Origin of the sequence: Rhodobaculum claviforme, from assembly GCF_016653255.1 — a bacterium.
Classification (GTDB): domain Bacteria; phylum Pseudomonadota; class Alphaproteobacteria; order Rhodobacterales; family Rhodobacteraceae; genus Rhodobaculum; species Rhodobaculum claviforme.
On the sequence record NZ_NHSD01000111.1, the window covers coordinates 1 to 13,082 of the forward strand.

Consider the following 13,082-nt stretch of genomic DNA (forward strand, 5'->3'; position numbering starts at 1 on the left):
GGTGGGCCTGTCGGCGGTGGAGATCGGCGCGCAGCTGGGCGCGCGGGTCATCGCCGTGGCCCGTGGCGCCGAGAAGCTGGAGGTCGCCCGCGCCGCCGGGGCGGCGGATCTGATCGACAGCACCACCGGCGATCTGCGCGAGCGGGTCAAGGCGCTGGGCGGGGCCGACGTCGTCTATGATCCGGTGGGGGGCGCGGACTTCATGGCCGCGCTGCGCGCCACCCGCCCCGGCGGCAGGATCCTGAGCATCGGCTTTGCCAGCGGCGAGGTGCCGCAGGTCCCGGCCAACCTTCTGCTGGTCAAGAACCTGTCGGTGACCGGGTTCTACTGGGGCGGGTATCTGGCCTTCGCCCCCGCGCGGCTGACGCGCAGCCTGTCGGAACTGATCGCGTGGCACGCCGACGGCCGCATCCGCCCCCATGTCAGCCATGTGCTGCCACTGGAGCGCAGCGCCGAAGCGCTGGAGCTGTTGCGCAGCCGCCGGTCCACGGGCAAGGTGGTGATCACGACCTGACCACCGTGGCGCGTCCGGCGGCCCCTGTGGCGCCGGAACCGCTTGAAAACGAGTGCGGGCGAGACAATATTGCAAGGACAAAGCAGGGGCCCGGCCGGCACCCGCTTCATCTGGGTTCAACGGAGGTGACTATGGCCGAATATCAGACGATGCGCCGCCAGGCCGCTGGCGTGCGCACCGCGGAGATCGACGCGGGTCTTCGCGCACACATGAACAAGGTCTACGGCATGATGTCGGTGGGGATGGTCCTTACCGGCGGCGTGGCCTGGGCCGTGGGCACGACGCCCGCGCTGCTGGGGCTGCTGCGCGATCCGCAGACGCTGTCGCCCAACATCCTGGGCTGGATCGTGATGTTCGCACCGCTGATCATGGTGTTCGCGTTCGCGGGCATGATCAACCGCATGTCGGCGGCCACGGCGCAGACGGTGTTCTATGCCTTCGCCGCGGTGATGGGTCTGTCCATCAGCTGGATCTTCGTGGCCTTCACCGGCATCTCCATCGCGCAGACGTTCTTCGTCACGGCGATCGCCTTCGCGGGGCTCAGCCTCTATGGCTACACCACCAAGAAGGACCTGTCGGGCCTCGGCACCTTCCTGATGATGGGCGTGATCGGCCTGATCGTGGCGATGATCATCAACATCTTCCTGCAGTCGCCCGCGATCATGTTCGCGATCTCGGCGCTGGGGGTGCTGATCTTTGCCGGCCTGACCGCCTATGACACGCAGGCGATCAAGAACGAGTACATCGAGCATGCCGCCAGCGGCGATCAGGAGTGGCTGGCCAAGTCGGCGGTCATGGGGTCGCTGCGGCTCTACCTCGACTTCATCAACATGTTCATGTTCCTGCTCCAGTTCCTGGGCCAGCGGGAGTGACAGGGGAATACCCCCGACATGCGAAAGCCGGCCTTCGGGCCGGCTTTTTTCATGGCCGATCAGGGCGGCGCCACGCTCCAGGGGGTGCCATAGCGGTGTTCCTGCAGGTTCACGCCGTCGCCCACCCGGTCGAGCACCGCGAACGTCGCATCCACCAGCGGGGTCAGCACGCCGTGCCATGTGCCGCGCAGCAGGTTCACGCCCTGGCCCGGCGCCGACAGGAAGGCGCGCGGGCGCCCGGGCTGGCCGTCGGCGTCCTCGGCCACGATCACCAGGAACGGATCGTCCGAGAGCGGCAGGAACGCCTGGCTGCCCAGCGGGTGCCGCTCCACCAGGTCGAAGACATGGGGCAGGGGGCAGGCGTCGGCGCGAAACAGCGACAGCCCCGCCCGCCCGTCGCCGAAATCGAGCCGCGCGCGGTCGTGGAAGCGCCCGCAGCGGCCGGCGTTGATGACCATGTCGGGGGCGCCCGTGGCCTCCAGCACATCGCCGAAGGGGGCAAAGGCGGCGGCCGTCAGCGGCGCGGGCCGGAGGACCCGCTCAGCCATGGGGGGCGAACCCGCCCGGCCCCCGCAGGCGCGGCAGCCGGTTCATGTCCTTGTAGAGAAGATACCGGAACGGCCCCGGTCCACCCGCATAGCAGGACTGCGGGCAGAACGCGCGCAGCCACATGAAATCGCCCGGCCCCACCTCCACCCAGTCGCGGTTGAGGCGATAGGCGGCCTTGCCCTCCAGCACATACAGCCCGTGCTCCATCACATGGGTTTCCTCGAACGGGATGAGGCCGCCGGGTTGCAGCGTGACGATGGTGACGTGCATGTCGTGGGCCAGATCGGCGGGGTCGACAAAGCGGGTGGTGGCCCATGCGCCGTTGGTGTCGGGCATCGGCTGGGGGGGGATGTCCTGTTCGTTGGTCACGAAGGCGGCCGGCGGTGTCAGGCCGGGCGCGGGCTCCCAGATCTTGCGGATCCAGTGGAAGCGCACCGGGTGGTCGGCGCCGTTGCGCAGCCGCCAGCCGCAGCCGGGCGGCAGATAGGCATAGCTGCCCGGCCCCAGCGCCTGTTCGCCGTCGTTCAGGCGCAGCCACGCCTCGCCATGGGTGACGAAGATCACGCCCTCGGCGCCGGGGTCGGGTTCGGGCGCATCCGATCCGCCATGCGGCGCGACCTCCAGCACCATATGGGCGAATGTCTCGGCAAAGCCGGTCAGGGGGCGGGCCAGCACCCAGGCGCGCGTCCCCTCCCACCCCGGCAGGGCCGAGGTGACGATGTCGCGCATCACGCCCGCCGGGATCACGGCATAGGCTTCGGTGAACACGGCGCGGCCGGTGTGCAGGGCGGATTGCGGCGGCAGCCCCCCCGGGGGCGTGGCGTAGTCGGTCATGGCAGCAGGTCCTTCAGGCGGTGTTCGGCGATGCGGTCGACCTGGGCGCAGGCCTCGGCGAATTCGGTGTCGGTGTCGGCCTCCAGCCGACGGCGAAAGGCCGCGAGGATGCCCGGCTTGTCATGGTCCCGCACCGCGATGATGAACGGAAAGCCGTGGCGCGCGACATAGGCGGTGTTGAGGGCCTCGAACTCTGCCCGCTCGTCATCGGTCAGCGCATCGAGGCCCGCGCCCGCCTGTTCGGCCGTGGACGCCGGGCCGAGGCGGCGGGCGGCGGCCAGCTTGCCCGCCAGGTCGGGATGCGCGCGCAGCACCCCCAGCCGCTCGTCGCGGGGGGCGGCGCGGAACGCGCGGGCGAGCGCGCTGTGCACCCCCGTCGCGCTGTCATGGGCCGGACCCAGCTCCAGCGCCCAGGCCCGTTCGGCGACCCAGGGCGAATGTTCATAGATCGTGCCGAAGCGGGCGACAAAGGTGGCCTGGTCCATCCGCGACGGACGCAACTGCCCCGCGGGCGGATGCTCCGTGCGCCAGTGCGCGGCGATCTGGCCCCGCGTGGCGAACCACACCCCGTCATGGCCCAGCGCATAATCGAGGAATCGCGCCAGCCCCAGGGCCCGCCCCGGCCGACCGATCAGGCGGCAGTGCAGCCCCACGCTCATCATCCGCGCATGCCCCTCCAGCCCCTCGGCATAGAGGCAGTCGAAGCTGTCCTTGAGATAGGTGAAGAAGTGATCGGCGGTGTTGAACCCCTGCGCGGTGGCAAAGCGCATGTCGTTGGCATCGAGCGTATAGGGCACGATCAGCTGCGGTTGCCCGCCCAGCGTCATCCAGTGCGGCAGGTCATCGTCATAGGCGTCTGATATCCAGTCGAAACCGCCCTCCTCGGCCACCAGTCGCACGGTGTTCATCGAGCAGCGCCCCGTGTACCAGCCGCGCGGGCGGGCCCCGGTGACATGGGTGTGCAACGCGATGGCCGCGTGGATCGCCGCGCGTTCCTCGGCCTCGGGCATGTCGCGGTGTTCGATCCATTTCAGCCCGTGGCTGGCGATCTCCCATCCGGCGGCCTGCATGCCTGCGACGGCCTCGGGCGCGCGGGCGAGGGCGGTGGCCACGCCAAAGACCGTGGCGGGCACCCCGCGCGCGGTCAGCATCCGGTGCACCCGCCAGAAGCCGGCGCGCGCGCCATAGTCGTACATCTGCTCCATGTTCCAGTGGCGCGCCCCCTCCCAGGCCTGCGCGCCGACGATCTCGGACAGGAACGCCTCGGAGGCGGCGTCGCCGTGCAGCAGGCAGTTCTCGCCGCCTTCCTCGAAGTTGAGGACCAGCGAGATCGCGATGCGGGCCGCGCCCGGCCAACGGGCCTCGGGGGGGCGGGGGCCGTATCCGCGCAGGTCGCGGGGGTATCGGGGGGGCGTATCGGGCATGGGGCACCTCTGTTTCAGGCGAAGTGTTGACCCATCACGCAGTTTGCGAAAAGACCAAAAACACCTCAACGCCGGAGCCAGCCATGACCACGGGACGCCTGACCACCCATGTCCTCGACACCGCGCGCGGGCTGCCTGCGGCGGGGCTGCGGCTGACGCTGACGCGCATCGAGGGCGACACGCGCGTGCCGCTGGCCTGCGTCGTGACCAACGCCGACGGCCGCACCGACGCGCCGCTGCTGGCGCCCGGCGCGATGCAGCCCGGCCAGTACGAGCTGACCTTCGAGGCCGGCGCCTATCTGCGCGCCACGGGCCAGGTCCCGGCCGAGCCCGCCTTTCTGGACCTGATCCCGGTGCGCTTTGGCATCGCGGACGCACAGGCCCACATCCATGTGCCGCTTCTGCTGGCGGCGCATGGCTACAGCACCTATCGCGGCAGCTGAGGCCTGCGCGCCGCTTGCAGCCCGGCCCGCGCCCGGCGATAGCTGGCGGAGGTATGACGGAGGCGGGCATGCTGGACTGGACGATCCTGGGTGCGTGGCTGGAATTCGCGGTGCGCTGGCTGCATGTCATCACGGCCATCGCGTGGATCGGGTCGTCGTTTTATTTCATCGCGCTGGATCTGGGGTTGCGGCGGCCCGCCGACCTGCCCCCCGGGGCCACGGGCGAGGAGTGGCAGGTCCACGGCGGCGGCTTCTACCACATCCAGAAATACGCGGTGGCGCCCGAGCGCCTGCCCGACCACCTGACGTGGTTCAAGTGGGAGGCCTATGCGACCTGGCTGTCGGGCTTCGCGCTGTTGATCCTGGTGTATTACGTCGGCGCGGAGATGTTCCTGATCGACCTCGATGTGGCGGCGCTGCCGGTGTGGGGGGCGGTGGGGCTGTCGCTGGCCTCGCTGGCGGTGGGGTGGCTGGTCTATGATGCGCTGTGCCGGTCGCGGCTGGGCCACAGCACCACGGGGCTGATGGTGGTGCTGTTCGGGGTGCTGGTGGCGATGTCCTGGGGCTATGCGCAGGTGTTTTCGGGGCGCGCGGCGTTGCTGCATCTGGGGGCGTTCACGGCCACGATCATGTCGGCCAACGTGTTCCTGGTGATCATTCCCAACCAGAAGGTCGTGGTGGCCGACCTGCGCGCCGGGCGGGTGCCGGCGGCCGAATTCGGCCGCGTGGCCAAGCAGCGGTCGTTGCACAACAACTACCTGACGTTGCCGGTGCTGTTCCTGATGCTGTCGAATCACTATCCGCTGGCGTTCGCCACGCCGCATGCCTGGATCATCGGGGCGCTGGTGTTCCTGATGGGGGTGACGATCCGGCATTTCTTCAACACCATGCACGCGGGGCGCGGGCGGCCGTGGTGGACCTGGGGGGCGACGGCGCTGATTTTCGCGGTGATCGTGTGGCTGTCGGCGCTGCCGGGGCGGCCCGCGCCGGACCCGTTTGCCGCGGCCCCCCCGGGCGACCGGTTCGCCGTCGCCGCCGGTTTCGAGGAGGTGCACGGTATCGTCCTGGGCCGGTGTTCGATGTGCCATGCGGCCGATCCGTTGTGGCCGGGCCTTGCGTGGGCGCCGGGGAACGTGCGCCTCGAAAGCCCCGCGGACGTCGCCCATCACGCCCGCGCCATCTATCTTCAGGCGGGGCGCAGCCGAGCGATGCCGCCGGGCAACCTCGCCTTCATCTCGGACGAGGAACGCGCGGCCATCCGCGCCTGGTACCGCGCTGCCACCGAGGGCTGAGGCGCCCGGCGATCAGCCCCGCGCCTCCGGGGCGCCGTCCAGAAGCTCCACCGCATAGGTGGCGGCGTCGTTGAAGGGCGTCAGGATCACGTCCGCGCCATGCTTGAGCAGCGCCTCGCCATCGTGGAGGTAGTTCACCGTCAGCGCGACACGACCGCGATAATTGGCCGATTTCAGCCCGTGCAGCAGCGCCATCTGCGGGTCGGATTCGGTCAGCGCGCCCTTTTCGCGGGGCACGGCCGAGATCACGGCGCGCACCGCGCCCAGTGGCAGATGGGCGATGAACTCGGGGTCGGTGGCGTCGCCGAAGCGCCCCTCGAAGCCCAGCTCGCGCCAGTGCTTCAGCGCGTCGGGGTCGAAGTCCACCCCCAGCACGCGATAGCCGCGCGCGCCCAGCCCCGCACCGATGCGGCAGCCGTAACGGCCCAGCCCGATGATGACGAAGTCGTGCGGAATGACCGAGGCGGAGGCGTCGTCCTCGGCTTCCTCGCGGAAGGCGTGGCGGCGCTCGAAGATGCCGAGCCAGGGTTCCAGCAGGTCATAGAGCTTGTGCGACCAGGTGATCATGTAGACCGACAGCGCGATGGTCACGAGGCCCACCAGCGTCACCAGCCCCATGTCGGCGTCGCTGACATGGCCGATGGTGATCCCCATCGCCATGAAGATCAGCGAGAATTCCGAGATCTGCGCCACCGTCAGGCCGGCCAGGAACCCGGTGCGCTTGCGGTAGCCCATGTAGCCCATGATCGCCATCACGATCAGCGGGTTGCCGATCAGCACGAACAGCGACAGGATGACCGCCGGACCGACCTGTTGTCCCAGCGTCGACAGGTCCAGCCCCGCGCCCAGACCGATGAAGAAGAACAGCAGCAGAAAGTCGCGCAGGCTCGCCAGCCGCGACCCGATCGCCTCGCGGAACTGGGTGGAGGCGAGCGAGACGCCGGCCAGCAGCCCGCCCAGCTCCTTGCCGAAGCCCAGCACGTCGCCGGCCGCCGCAAGCCCCGCCGCCCAGCCCACCGCAAAGATCACCATCAGCTCCGGCGAGCGGGAGATCAGGTTCAGCAGCGGATCGGCGGCATAGCGGATGAACAGCATCACCGCGACCACCATCCCCGCGCCGCCCAGGAACACCTGCGCGATGTCCCACAGCCCGCCGGTGTCCTCGCCGACGCCCACGCCGATGGCCGACAGCGTCACCATCGCCAGCACCACGAAGATGTCCTGCACGATCAGGAACCCCAGCGCGATCTTGCCGTGCAGGGCGCCGATCTCCTGCTTGTCCGACAGCAGCTTGACGATGATGATGGTCGACGAAAACGTCAGCGCCACCGCGATGTAGACCGCCACCAGCGGGTCGATCCCCAGCGCCACACAGATCAGGAACCCGAACGCGGCCGTGAAGCCCACCTGTCCCAGCCCCGTCGCGACCGCGACCTTGCCGAGGTTGCGCACCAGGCTGACGTCCAGCTTCAGCCCCACCAGGAACAGCAGCACCGCGATGGAGATCTGGCTGAGCGTGTTGATGAAGTCGGTGGAACTCACCAGCCCCAGCGCATCGGGACCCGCGAGCACGCCCACCGCGATGAACGCCACCACCAGCGGCTGGCGCAGCAGCAGGCCCACAAACCCCACCGCCGCCGCCAGCAGGACCAGGACGGCGATCTCGTAGAAGATCGTCTCGAAGGCGATTTCCATGGGCGGGCTCCTGTGTCGGGTCGGGCAGGGGATACACGCCCGCAGCGCCCAAGGGAAATCCCCCATCGCCGGTGCAATGGCCCGGCAGTGCTTGAGGCCGACGTCCGCGGGGGCTATCACCCGCGCATCCCAAAGCGAAAGGCCCGCCCCATGATCCCGCGCTATTCCCGTCCCGAAATGGTGGCGATCTGGTCGCCCGAGACCCGCTTTCGCATCTGGTTCGAGATCGAGGCCCACGCCTGCGACGCGATGGCCGATCTGGGCGTGATCCCCCGCGCCAACGCCGAGGCCGTGTGGAAGGCCCGCGACGCCCAGTTCGACACCGCCCGCATCGACGAGATCGAGGCCGTCACCAAGCACGACGTCATCGCCTTCCTCACCCATCTGGGGGAGATCGTGGGCGTGGACGAGGCGCGTTTTGTCCATCAGGGGATGACCTCGTCGGACGTGCTCGACACCGCGTTCAACATCCAGCTGACACGGGCGGCCGACCTGCTGCTGGCGGACATCGACGCGCTGCTGGCGGCGTTGAAGCGGCGCGCGCTGGAGCACAAGGACACCGTCTGCGTCGGCCGCAGCCACGGCATCCACGCCGAGCCGGTCACCTTCGGGCTGAAGATGGCGCAGGCCCATGCCGAATTCGACCGCGCCCGCGCCCGGCTGGTGGCCGCGCGGGCCGAGATCGCCACCGGCGCGATCTCCGGCGCGGTCGGCACCTTCGCCAACATCGACCCGGCGGTGGAGGCGCATGTCTGCGCAGCCCTCGGCCTCAGCCCCGAGCCGGTGTCGACCCAGGTGATCCCGCGCGACCGTCACGCGATGTTCTTTGCCACGCTGGCGGTGATCGCCTCGTCGATCGAGCGGCTGGCGACCGAGGTTCGGCATCTGCAGCGCACCGAGGTTCTGGAGGCCGAGGAATATTTCAGCCCCGGCCAGAAGGGCTCCAGCGCGATGCCGCACAAGCGCAACCCCGTCCTGACCGAGAACCTGACGGGGCTGGCGCGGATGGTGCGCTCGATGGCGCTGCCCGCGATGGAGAACGTGGCGCTGTGGCATGAGCGCGACATCTCGCATTCCTCGGTCGAGCGGATGATCGGGCCGGATGCGACGGTGACGCTGGATTTCGCGCTCGCGCGGCTGACCGGCGTGATCGACAAGCTGGTGGTGTACCCGGAGCGGATGCGGGCGAATCTGGACCGGCTGGGCGGGCTGGTGCATTCGCAGCGCGTGCTGCTGGCGCTGACGCAGGCGGGCCTCAGCCGCGAGGACGCCTATGCCACCGTCCAGCGCGCCGCGATGAAGACCTGGGAGGAGGGGCGCGACTTCCAGACCGAGCTTGCCGCCGACGCCCGCGTGACCGGCGCGCTGGGCGCGGACGGTCTGGCGGCGCTGTTCGATCTGGGCCACCACACCCGCCATGTGGACACGATCTTTGCGCGGGTGTTCGGCGCGTGATGTCCGGGCTGCCCGGTTTCGGGGCGGAATGATGCGCGGTGGCGGCACGGGGCAGAATATTCTTGCCTTGGCCGCCGGCGCACTATCTTCTGGGGACGTGCAACCCTAGGGAGACGGACCATGAAGATCAAAGTGACTCTGGCCGCCGCCGTGCTTGCCCTTGCTCCGGGTATGGCCGCCGCCATGTGCAGCTGGGAAAAGACGCAGCAGTCGGCCTCGCAATGCGGCGCGGGGCAGGTGTGGGACGCCGAAAGCCAGGGCTGCGTCACGCCTGTCAGCAGCTGACGGCGCCCGCGCGGCGCGCGAAACGGAACGCCGCCCTCGGGCGGCGTTTTTCATGGGGCGTGGGCGGGCGCGTCAGTCGTCGTTGCGCACGACGCGCAGATGCGGGCGGCCGCGGTTTTCTGGGGCAAAGGGGGCAGGAGCCTCGGCCATGCCCAGCGGGGTGCCGCCGTCGGAGCTGGTGTCGGTGCCATCCCAGCCCGCCGCATTGCCGATGGGCAGAAGCTGCATGCCCGTCACGTCCAGCCGCCGCGGTGCGCTGCCGATGGTGCCCGACAGCGAAAGCCCGCCCAGCACCCGCGACACCGACCCGTCGTCCGAGCGCAGCGGCAGCAGCAGCATCCGCCCCTCCAGCCGCGGCTGGGTCAGGCCCGGCGCGCCGCGCAGGGTCATCTCGGCGATGGCGGGGCCGTCGAACACCCGGCGGATGGCCCGGCCCAGCGTGGCGCGCGCGTCGGGCTGGAACAGCGCCGACACCGGCATGCCGCGCACCTCCATCCCCATCAGCGCGTTGACGCGCATCCCCGCGACGCGAAACCGCGCCACCTCGGGGGCCACCCGTTCGGCCAGAAAGGCGATGCCCAGTGCCCGTTCGATCCCGCGGGGGTCCACCTGCGCACGGCGCGGCACCGGGTCGTCGCCGCGCAACGCCTCCCAATAGGCGCGCAGGTTGCTCAGCCCCGGGTCGTCCACCACGGCCCCCCGCCGGAGCATGAGATCGATGACACCCGACCAGCGTCCCGGTTGCCGTACCCTGTCGCCATGCCGCATCCCCGTGTGTTCCATTGCTCCACCACCCCCGCTGTGCTGCCCCGTCCCGGTGCGGGCTGCGCCGACCCCCCGCGCATGACAAGACAACGCGGGTTGGGCAGCCTGGATGCGTTGGAAGATAAGGATTTCGAAACCCAAATCGATCCAAATCGATGCAACAGGTTAATACTCTAGTAAAGGTGGATCAATCCTGCGCGCACTTTACCCTGAGGCGATTTCCGGTCGCCGACCGCTGCCTCAGAACGGCAATTCGGTCCCGTCGTGGGACAGGAAGCAGCCGGTGGTGGCCAGCGACAGCGCCGCGAATCGGCGGCGCAGGCCGCTGACGGCGGTGGCGGTGTCGATGTCGGCGCCCGCCCCGCCCATGTCGGTGCGCACCCAGCCGGGGTGATAGATCCCCACGGCGATCCCCTGCGGTGCCAGATCCACAGCCAGGTTGCGCCCCAGGTTGATCGCCGCCGCCTTGCTGGCGCGATACACGAAGGCGCCCCCCCGCGCCCGCTCGGACGAGCCCATCTGCGAGGCGATGATCGCCACGCGCGGGGCCTGTGCGGCCCGCAGGTTGGGCAGCAGCGCCTGGATTGTCAGGAACACGCCGGTGACGTTGACCGCGAATGCCTCGGCCCACATCGCGGCGTCGTGGCCTGCCTCCAGCGTCTGGCCCTTGTCGGGATAGACGCCCGCGTTGCACACCAGCAGATCCAGTGCCACCCCGTCCAGCCGTTGCGCCAGCCGCCCCGGGCCGTCGGGGTCTGCAAGGTCGAGCGGCTGCCACGCCACCCCCGCGACCGCGGGCGGCGTGCCGCGGTGGGTGCCGATCACCTGCGCGCCCTCCTGCGCCAGCGCAGCCACGAGGCCCAGCCCGATCCCGCGCGTCGCACCGGTGACAAGCGTCGCCACGGCTCAGTTCGCCTTGCGGGTGGGTACGAACGGCAGCGGCAGCACCGGCACGCCGTCGTCAATCAGCGCGCGTGCCTCGTCGACGCGGGCCTCGCCGTAGATGGCGCGCTCGGGCGTCTCGCCGGCATGCATGCGCCGGGCCTCGGTGGCAAAGCGCAGGCCGACATAGTCCGATTCCGCCTCGACCTTGCGGCGCAGCTCGGCGATGGCGGCGGCACGGTCGGGCGATGCGGTGGGGACGGGCGCGGGCGCGGGCGCGGGCGCGGCGGAGGGGCGCGTTGCCACCCGGGGGGCCATCAGCGCCTTGTCCACGTCGGCCGCGCCACAGTCGGGACAGCGCACATGCCCGGCCGCATGCAGGGTGTCGTAATCCCGTGCCGATCGGAACCAGCTTTCGAACTCATGGCCGCCGGCGCAGCGCAGGGCGTATCTGATCATGGCGCGGACCCTTGTGTCATCGGCGCAACCTACGGTGCGCGGGGCGGAAATCAAGCGGTGCCGGGGCGCGGTCTTGAAACCGGGGGGCGGCGGCTTAACCTGTCGCCTCCGTCGCGCGAAAGGAGCCGATCATGCACCGCCGTGTCTTTGCCCTTGCAGCCCTTGCCGGAACGGTGGCCCTGGGGGCCACGCTGGGTGGTGCGCGTGCGCAGGCCGCCAGCGGCGATCGTCTGCCGCAGGGGCTGACCCTGCGCGGCATCACCGGCGAGACGCTGGCGCTGGACGACTGGCGCGGTCGGCCGGTTCTGGTGGTCAACACCGCCTCGCGCTGCGGGTTCACCCGCCAGTATGACGAGATGCAGGCCCTGTACGAACGCTTTGCCGACCGCGGCCTTGTGGTGCTGGCGGTCCCGTCCAACGACTTCAATCAGGAGCTGGCCGACGATGCCGCCGTTGCAGAATTCTGCGAGGTGAATTTCGGCCTGACCTTTCCCATGGCGGGCATCACCCCGGTGCGCGGGGCGCAGGCGCATCCGCTGTATGCGTGGCTGGCGCGGGCGCATGGGTTCGCGCCGCGCTGGAACTTCAACAAGGTGCTGATCGGGGCGGATGGCTCGGTGCGTGGCACCTGGGGGTCGATGGCCACCCCCACCGGCCGCGCCATCGTGCAGGCCGTCGAGGGGGCGCTGGCGGGGGCCTGAGCGGCGCGCGGCCATGATGCCCGCCCGTTTCATCGGCTCGGAGGTCTATCGCGGCTCCAGTTACGGGCCGTGGCATCCGCTGCGCATCCCGCGGGTGTCCACCGTGATGGACCTTGGTCGCACGCTGGGGTGGTTCGGCCAGGGCGAATACCTGACCAGCCCGCGCGCCAAGCCCCGCGCGCTGGAGGTCTGGCACACCCCCGCCTATGTCGCCGCCCTGCAACGCGCCGAGGCCGAGGGTGCCGTCGATGACGCGACCCGCACCCGGCACGCGCTGGGCACCACCGCCAACCCCGTGTTTGACGAGGTGTTCCGCCGCCCCGCGACCTCGGCCGGGGGGGTGATGCTGGCGGCGGAACTGGTGGCGCAGGGGGGCGTCGTGCATGCGCCGGGGGGCGGCACGCACCATGCGTTTCCCGACCGCGCGGGCGGGTTCTGCTATGTCAACGACCCGGTGCTGTGCCTGTTGGCGCTGCTGCGGCAGGGGCTGCGGCGGCTGGTCTATGTCGACATCGACGCGCACCATTGCGACGGGGTGGAGCATGGCTTTGCCGGCTCTGACGCCGTGCGGCTGATCTCGGTGCACGAGGAGCGCCGCTGGCCCTTCACCGGCGCGCTGGAGGAGACCGCGGGGGGGACTGCCTTCAACCTGCCGGTGCCGCGCGGCTTCAACGACACCGAGATGCGCGCGGTGCTGGACGGGCTGATCCTGCCGCGCACGGCCGAGTGGCGCCCGGACGCCATCGTGCTGCAATGCGGCGCCGATGCGGTGACCGAGGACCCGCTGTCGCGGCTGGCGCTGTCGAACAACGCCCACCGGGCGGTCGTGGCGGGGCTGCGGCCGTTGGCGCCGCGGCTGATCGTGCTGGGGGGCGGGGGCTACAACCCGTGGTCGGTGGCGCGGCTGTGGAC

15 protein-coding genes are annotated in these 13,082 nt (G+C 70.2%); 8 read left to right on the forward strand and 7 right to left on the reverse strand.

Annotated features, from left to right (window positions below; all coding sequences use genetic code 11):
* A partial coding sequence (locus tag CCR87_RS02525) for a zinc-binding dehydrogenase (protein ID WP_201155844.1) occupies window positions 1-514 on the forward strand: 514 nt, incomplete at its 5' end.
* A gap of 131 nt (window positions 515-645) precedes the next feature.
* Complete coding sequence (locus CCR87_RS02530; protein ID WP_201155846.1) at window positions 646-1,386, forward strand: Bax inhibitor-1/YccA family protein; 741 nt, start codon at window positions 646-648, stop codon at window positions 1,384-1,386.
* Window positions 1,387-1,445: 59 nt separating this feature from the next.
* On the opposite strand, the gene CCR87_RS02535 is transcribed toward CCR87_RS02530, so the two are convergent.
* From CCR87_RS02535 to puuE, 3 genes are read right to left on the reverse strand one after another with little or no spacing between them, the layout of a single operon-like run.
* Window positions 1,446-1,934, reverse strand: a complete 489-nt coding sequence (locus tag CCR87_RS02535; protein ID WP_201155848.1) for an ureidoglycolate lyase — start codon at window positions 1,932-1,934, stop codon at window positions 1,446-1,448.
* A complete protein-coding gene (locus CCR87_RS02540) occupies window positions 1,927-2,769 on the reverse strand; it encodes a bifunctional allantoicase/(S)-ureidoglycine aminohydrolase (protein ID WP_201155850.1) in 843 nt (280 codons plus the stop codon). The genes CCR87_RS02535 and CCR87_RS02540 overlap by 8 nt, the downstream gene beginning before the upstream one ends.
* Entirely contained in the window at window positions 2,766-4,193 is a 1,428-nt protein-coding gene (gene puuE, locus CCR87_RS02545) for an allantoinase PuuE (protein ID WP_201155851.1), read from the reverse strand. Before puuE ends, CCR87_RS02540 begins: the two co-directional genes overlap by 4 nt.
* An 83-nt stretch (window positions 4,194-4,276) precedes the next feature.
* Between puuE and uraH the strand changes: the two genes are divergently transcribed.
* Together uraH and CCR87_RS02555 are read left to right on the forward strand one after the other, a co-directional pair.
* A complete protein-coding gene (uraH, locus tag CCR87_RS02550) occupies window positions 4,277-4,636 on the forward strand; it encodes a hydroxyisourate hydrolase (protein ID WP_201155853.1) in 360 nt (119 codons plus the stop codon).
* Between the two features lie 68 nt (window positions 4,637-4,704).
* Entirely contained in the window at window positions 4,705-5,928 is a 1,224-nt protein-coding gene (locus CCR87_RS02555) for a urate hydroxylase PuuD (RefSeq protein WP_201155854.1), read from the forward strand.
* A 12-nt stretch (window positions 5,929-5,940) separates the two neighbouring features.
* Here CCR87_RS02555 and CCR87_RS02560 read toward each other — a convergent pair whose 3' ends face one another.
* Window positions 5,941-7,623, reverse strand: coding sequence for a cation:proton antiporter (locus CCR87_RS02560; RefSeq protein ID WP_201155856.1), 1,683 nt, complete (start codon window positions 7,621-7,623; stop codon window positions 5,941-5,943).
* A 150-nt stretch (window positions 7,624-7,773) separates the two neighbouring features.
* Between CCR87_RS02560 and purB the strand changes: the two genes are divergently transcribed.
* Complete coding sequence (purB, locus tag CCR87_RS02565) at window positions 7,774-9,078, forward strand: adenylosuccinate lyase (protein WP_201155858.1); 1,305 nt, start codon at window positions 7,774-7,776, stop codon at window positions 9,076-9,078.
* Window positions 9,079-9,198: 120 nt separating this feature from the next.
* The gene (locus CCR87_RS02570; RefSeq protein WP_201155860.1) at window positions 9,199-9,363 is read left to right on the forward strand and encodes a hypothetical protein; all 165 of its coding nucleotides are present in this window, start codon (window positions 9,199-9,201) and stop codon (window positions 9,361-9,363) included.
* A 72-nt stretch (window positions 9,364-9,435) separates the two neighbouring features.
* On the opposite strand, the gene CCR87_RS02575 is transcribed toward CCR87_RS02570, so the two are convergent.
* From CCR87_RS02575 to CCR87_RS02585, 3 genes are all read right to left on the reverse strand, one after another.
* Entirely contained in the window at window positions 9,436-10,074 is a 639-nt protein-coding gene (locus tag CCR87_RS02575) for a PAS domain-containing protein (RefSeq protein ID WP_201155862.1), read from the reverse strand.
* A gap of 294 nt (window positions 10,075-10,368) precedes the next feature.
* Window positions 10,369-11,031, reverse strand: a complete 663-nt coding sequence (locus CCR87_RS02580; RefSeq protein ID WP_201155864.1) for an SDR family NAD(P)-dependent oxidoreductase — start codon at window positions 11,029-11,031, stop codon at window positions 10,369-10,371.
* Between the two features lie 3 nt (window positions 11,032-11,034).
* A complete protein-coding gene (locus CCR87_RS02585; protein ID WP_201155865.1) occupies window positions 11,035-11,469 on the reverse strand; it encodes a DUF1178 family protein in 435 nt (144 codons plus the stop codon).
* 131 nt (window positions 11,470-11,600) lie between these two features.
* Here CCR87_RS02585 and CCR87_RS02590 point away from each other — a divergent pair, with 131 nt between their 5' ends.
* The gene (locus tag CCR87_RS02590) at window positions 11,601-12,170 is read left to right on the forward strand and encodes a glutathione peroxidase (RefSeq protein ID WP_201155867.1); all 570 of its coding nucleotides are present in this window, start codon (window positions 11,601-11,603) and stop codon (window positions 12,168-12,170) included.
* Between the two features lie 16 nt (window positions 12,171-12,186).
* On the forward strand, window positions 12,187-13,082 hold an 896-nt coding region (locus CCR87_RS02595), incomplete at its 3' end, for an acetoin utilization protein AcuC (protein ID WP_201155869.1).

What these genes read in the sequence shown, in the direction of transcription:
- CCR87_RS02570 (WP_201155860.1), top strand. Translation starts at nt 9,199, where the DNA reads ATGAAGATCAAAGTGACTCTGGCCGCCGCCGTGCTTGCCCTTGCTCCG.
- CCR87_RS02590 (WP_201155867.1), top strand. Translation starts at nt 11,601, where the DNA reads ATGCACCGCCGTGTCTTTGCCCTTGCAGCCCTTGCCGGAACGGTGGCC.
- puuE (WP_201155851.1), bottom strand. Translation starts at nt 4,193, where the DNA reads ATGCCCGATACGCCCCCCCGATACCCCCGCGACCTGCGCGGATACGGC.
- CCR87_RS02560 (WP_201155856.1), bottom strand. Translation starts at nt 7,623, where the DNA reads ATGGAAATCGCCTTCGAGACGATCTTCTACGAGATCGCCGTCCTGGTC.
- CCR87_RS02540 (WP_201155850.1), bottom strand. Translation starts at nt 2,769, where the DNA reads ATGACCGACTACGCCACGCCCCCGGGGGGGCTGCCGCCGCAATCCGCC.
- CCR87_RS02575 (WP_201155862.1), bottom strand. Translation starts at nt 10,074, where the DNA reads ATGCTCCGGCGGGGGGCCGTGGTGGACGACCCGGGGCTGAGCAACCTG.
- CCR87_RS02535 (WP_201155848.1), bottom strand. Translation starts at nt 1,934, where the DNA reads ATGGCTGAGCGGGTCCTCCGGCCCGCGCCGCTGACGGCCGCCGCCTTT.
- CCR87_RS02555 (WP_201155854.1), top strand. Translation starts at nt 4,705, where the DNA reads ATGCTGGACTGGACGATCCTGGGTGCGTGGCTGGAATTCGCGGTGCGC.
- CCR87_RS02530 (WP_201155846.1), top strand. Translation starts at nt 646, where the DNA reads ATGGCCGAATATCAGACGATGCGCCGCCAGGCCGCTGGCGTGCGCACC.
- purB (WP_201155858.1), top strand. Translation starts at nt 7,774, where the DNA reads ATGATCCCGCGCTATTCCCGTCCCGAAATGGTGGCGATCTGGTCGCCC.
- uraH (WP_201155853.1), top strand. Translation starts at nt 4,277, where the DNA reads ATGACCACGGGACGCCTGACCACCCATGTCCTCGACACCGCGCGCGGG.
- CCR87_RS02585 (WP_201155865.1), bottom strand. Translation starts at nt 11,469, where the DNA reads ATGATCAGATACGCCCTGCGCTGCGCCGGCGGCCATGAGTTCGAAAGC.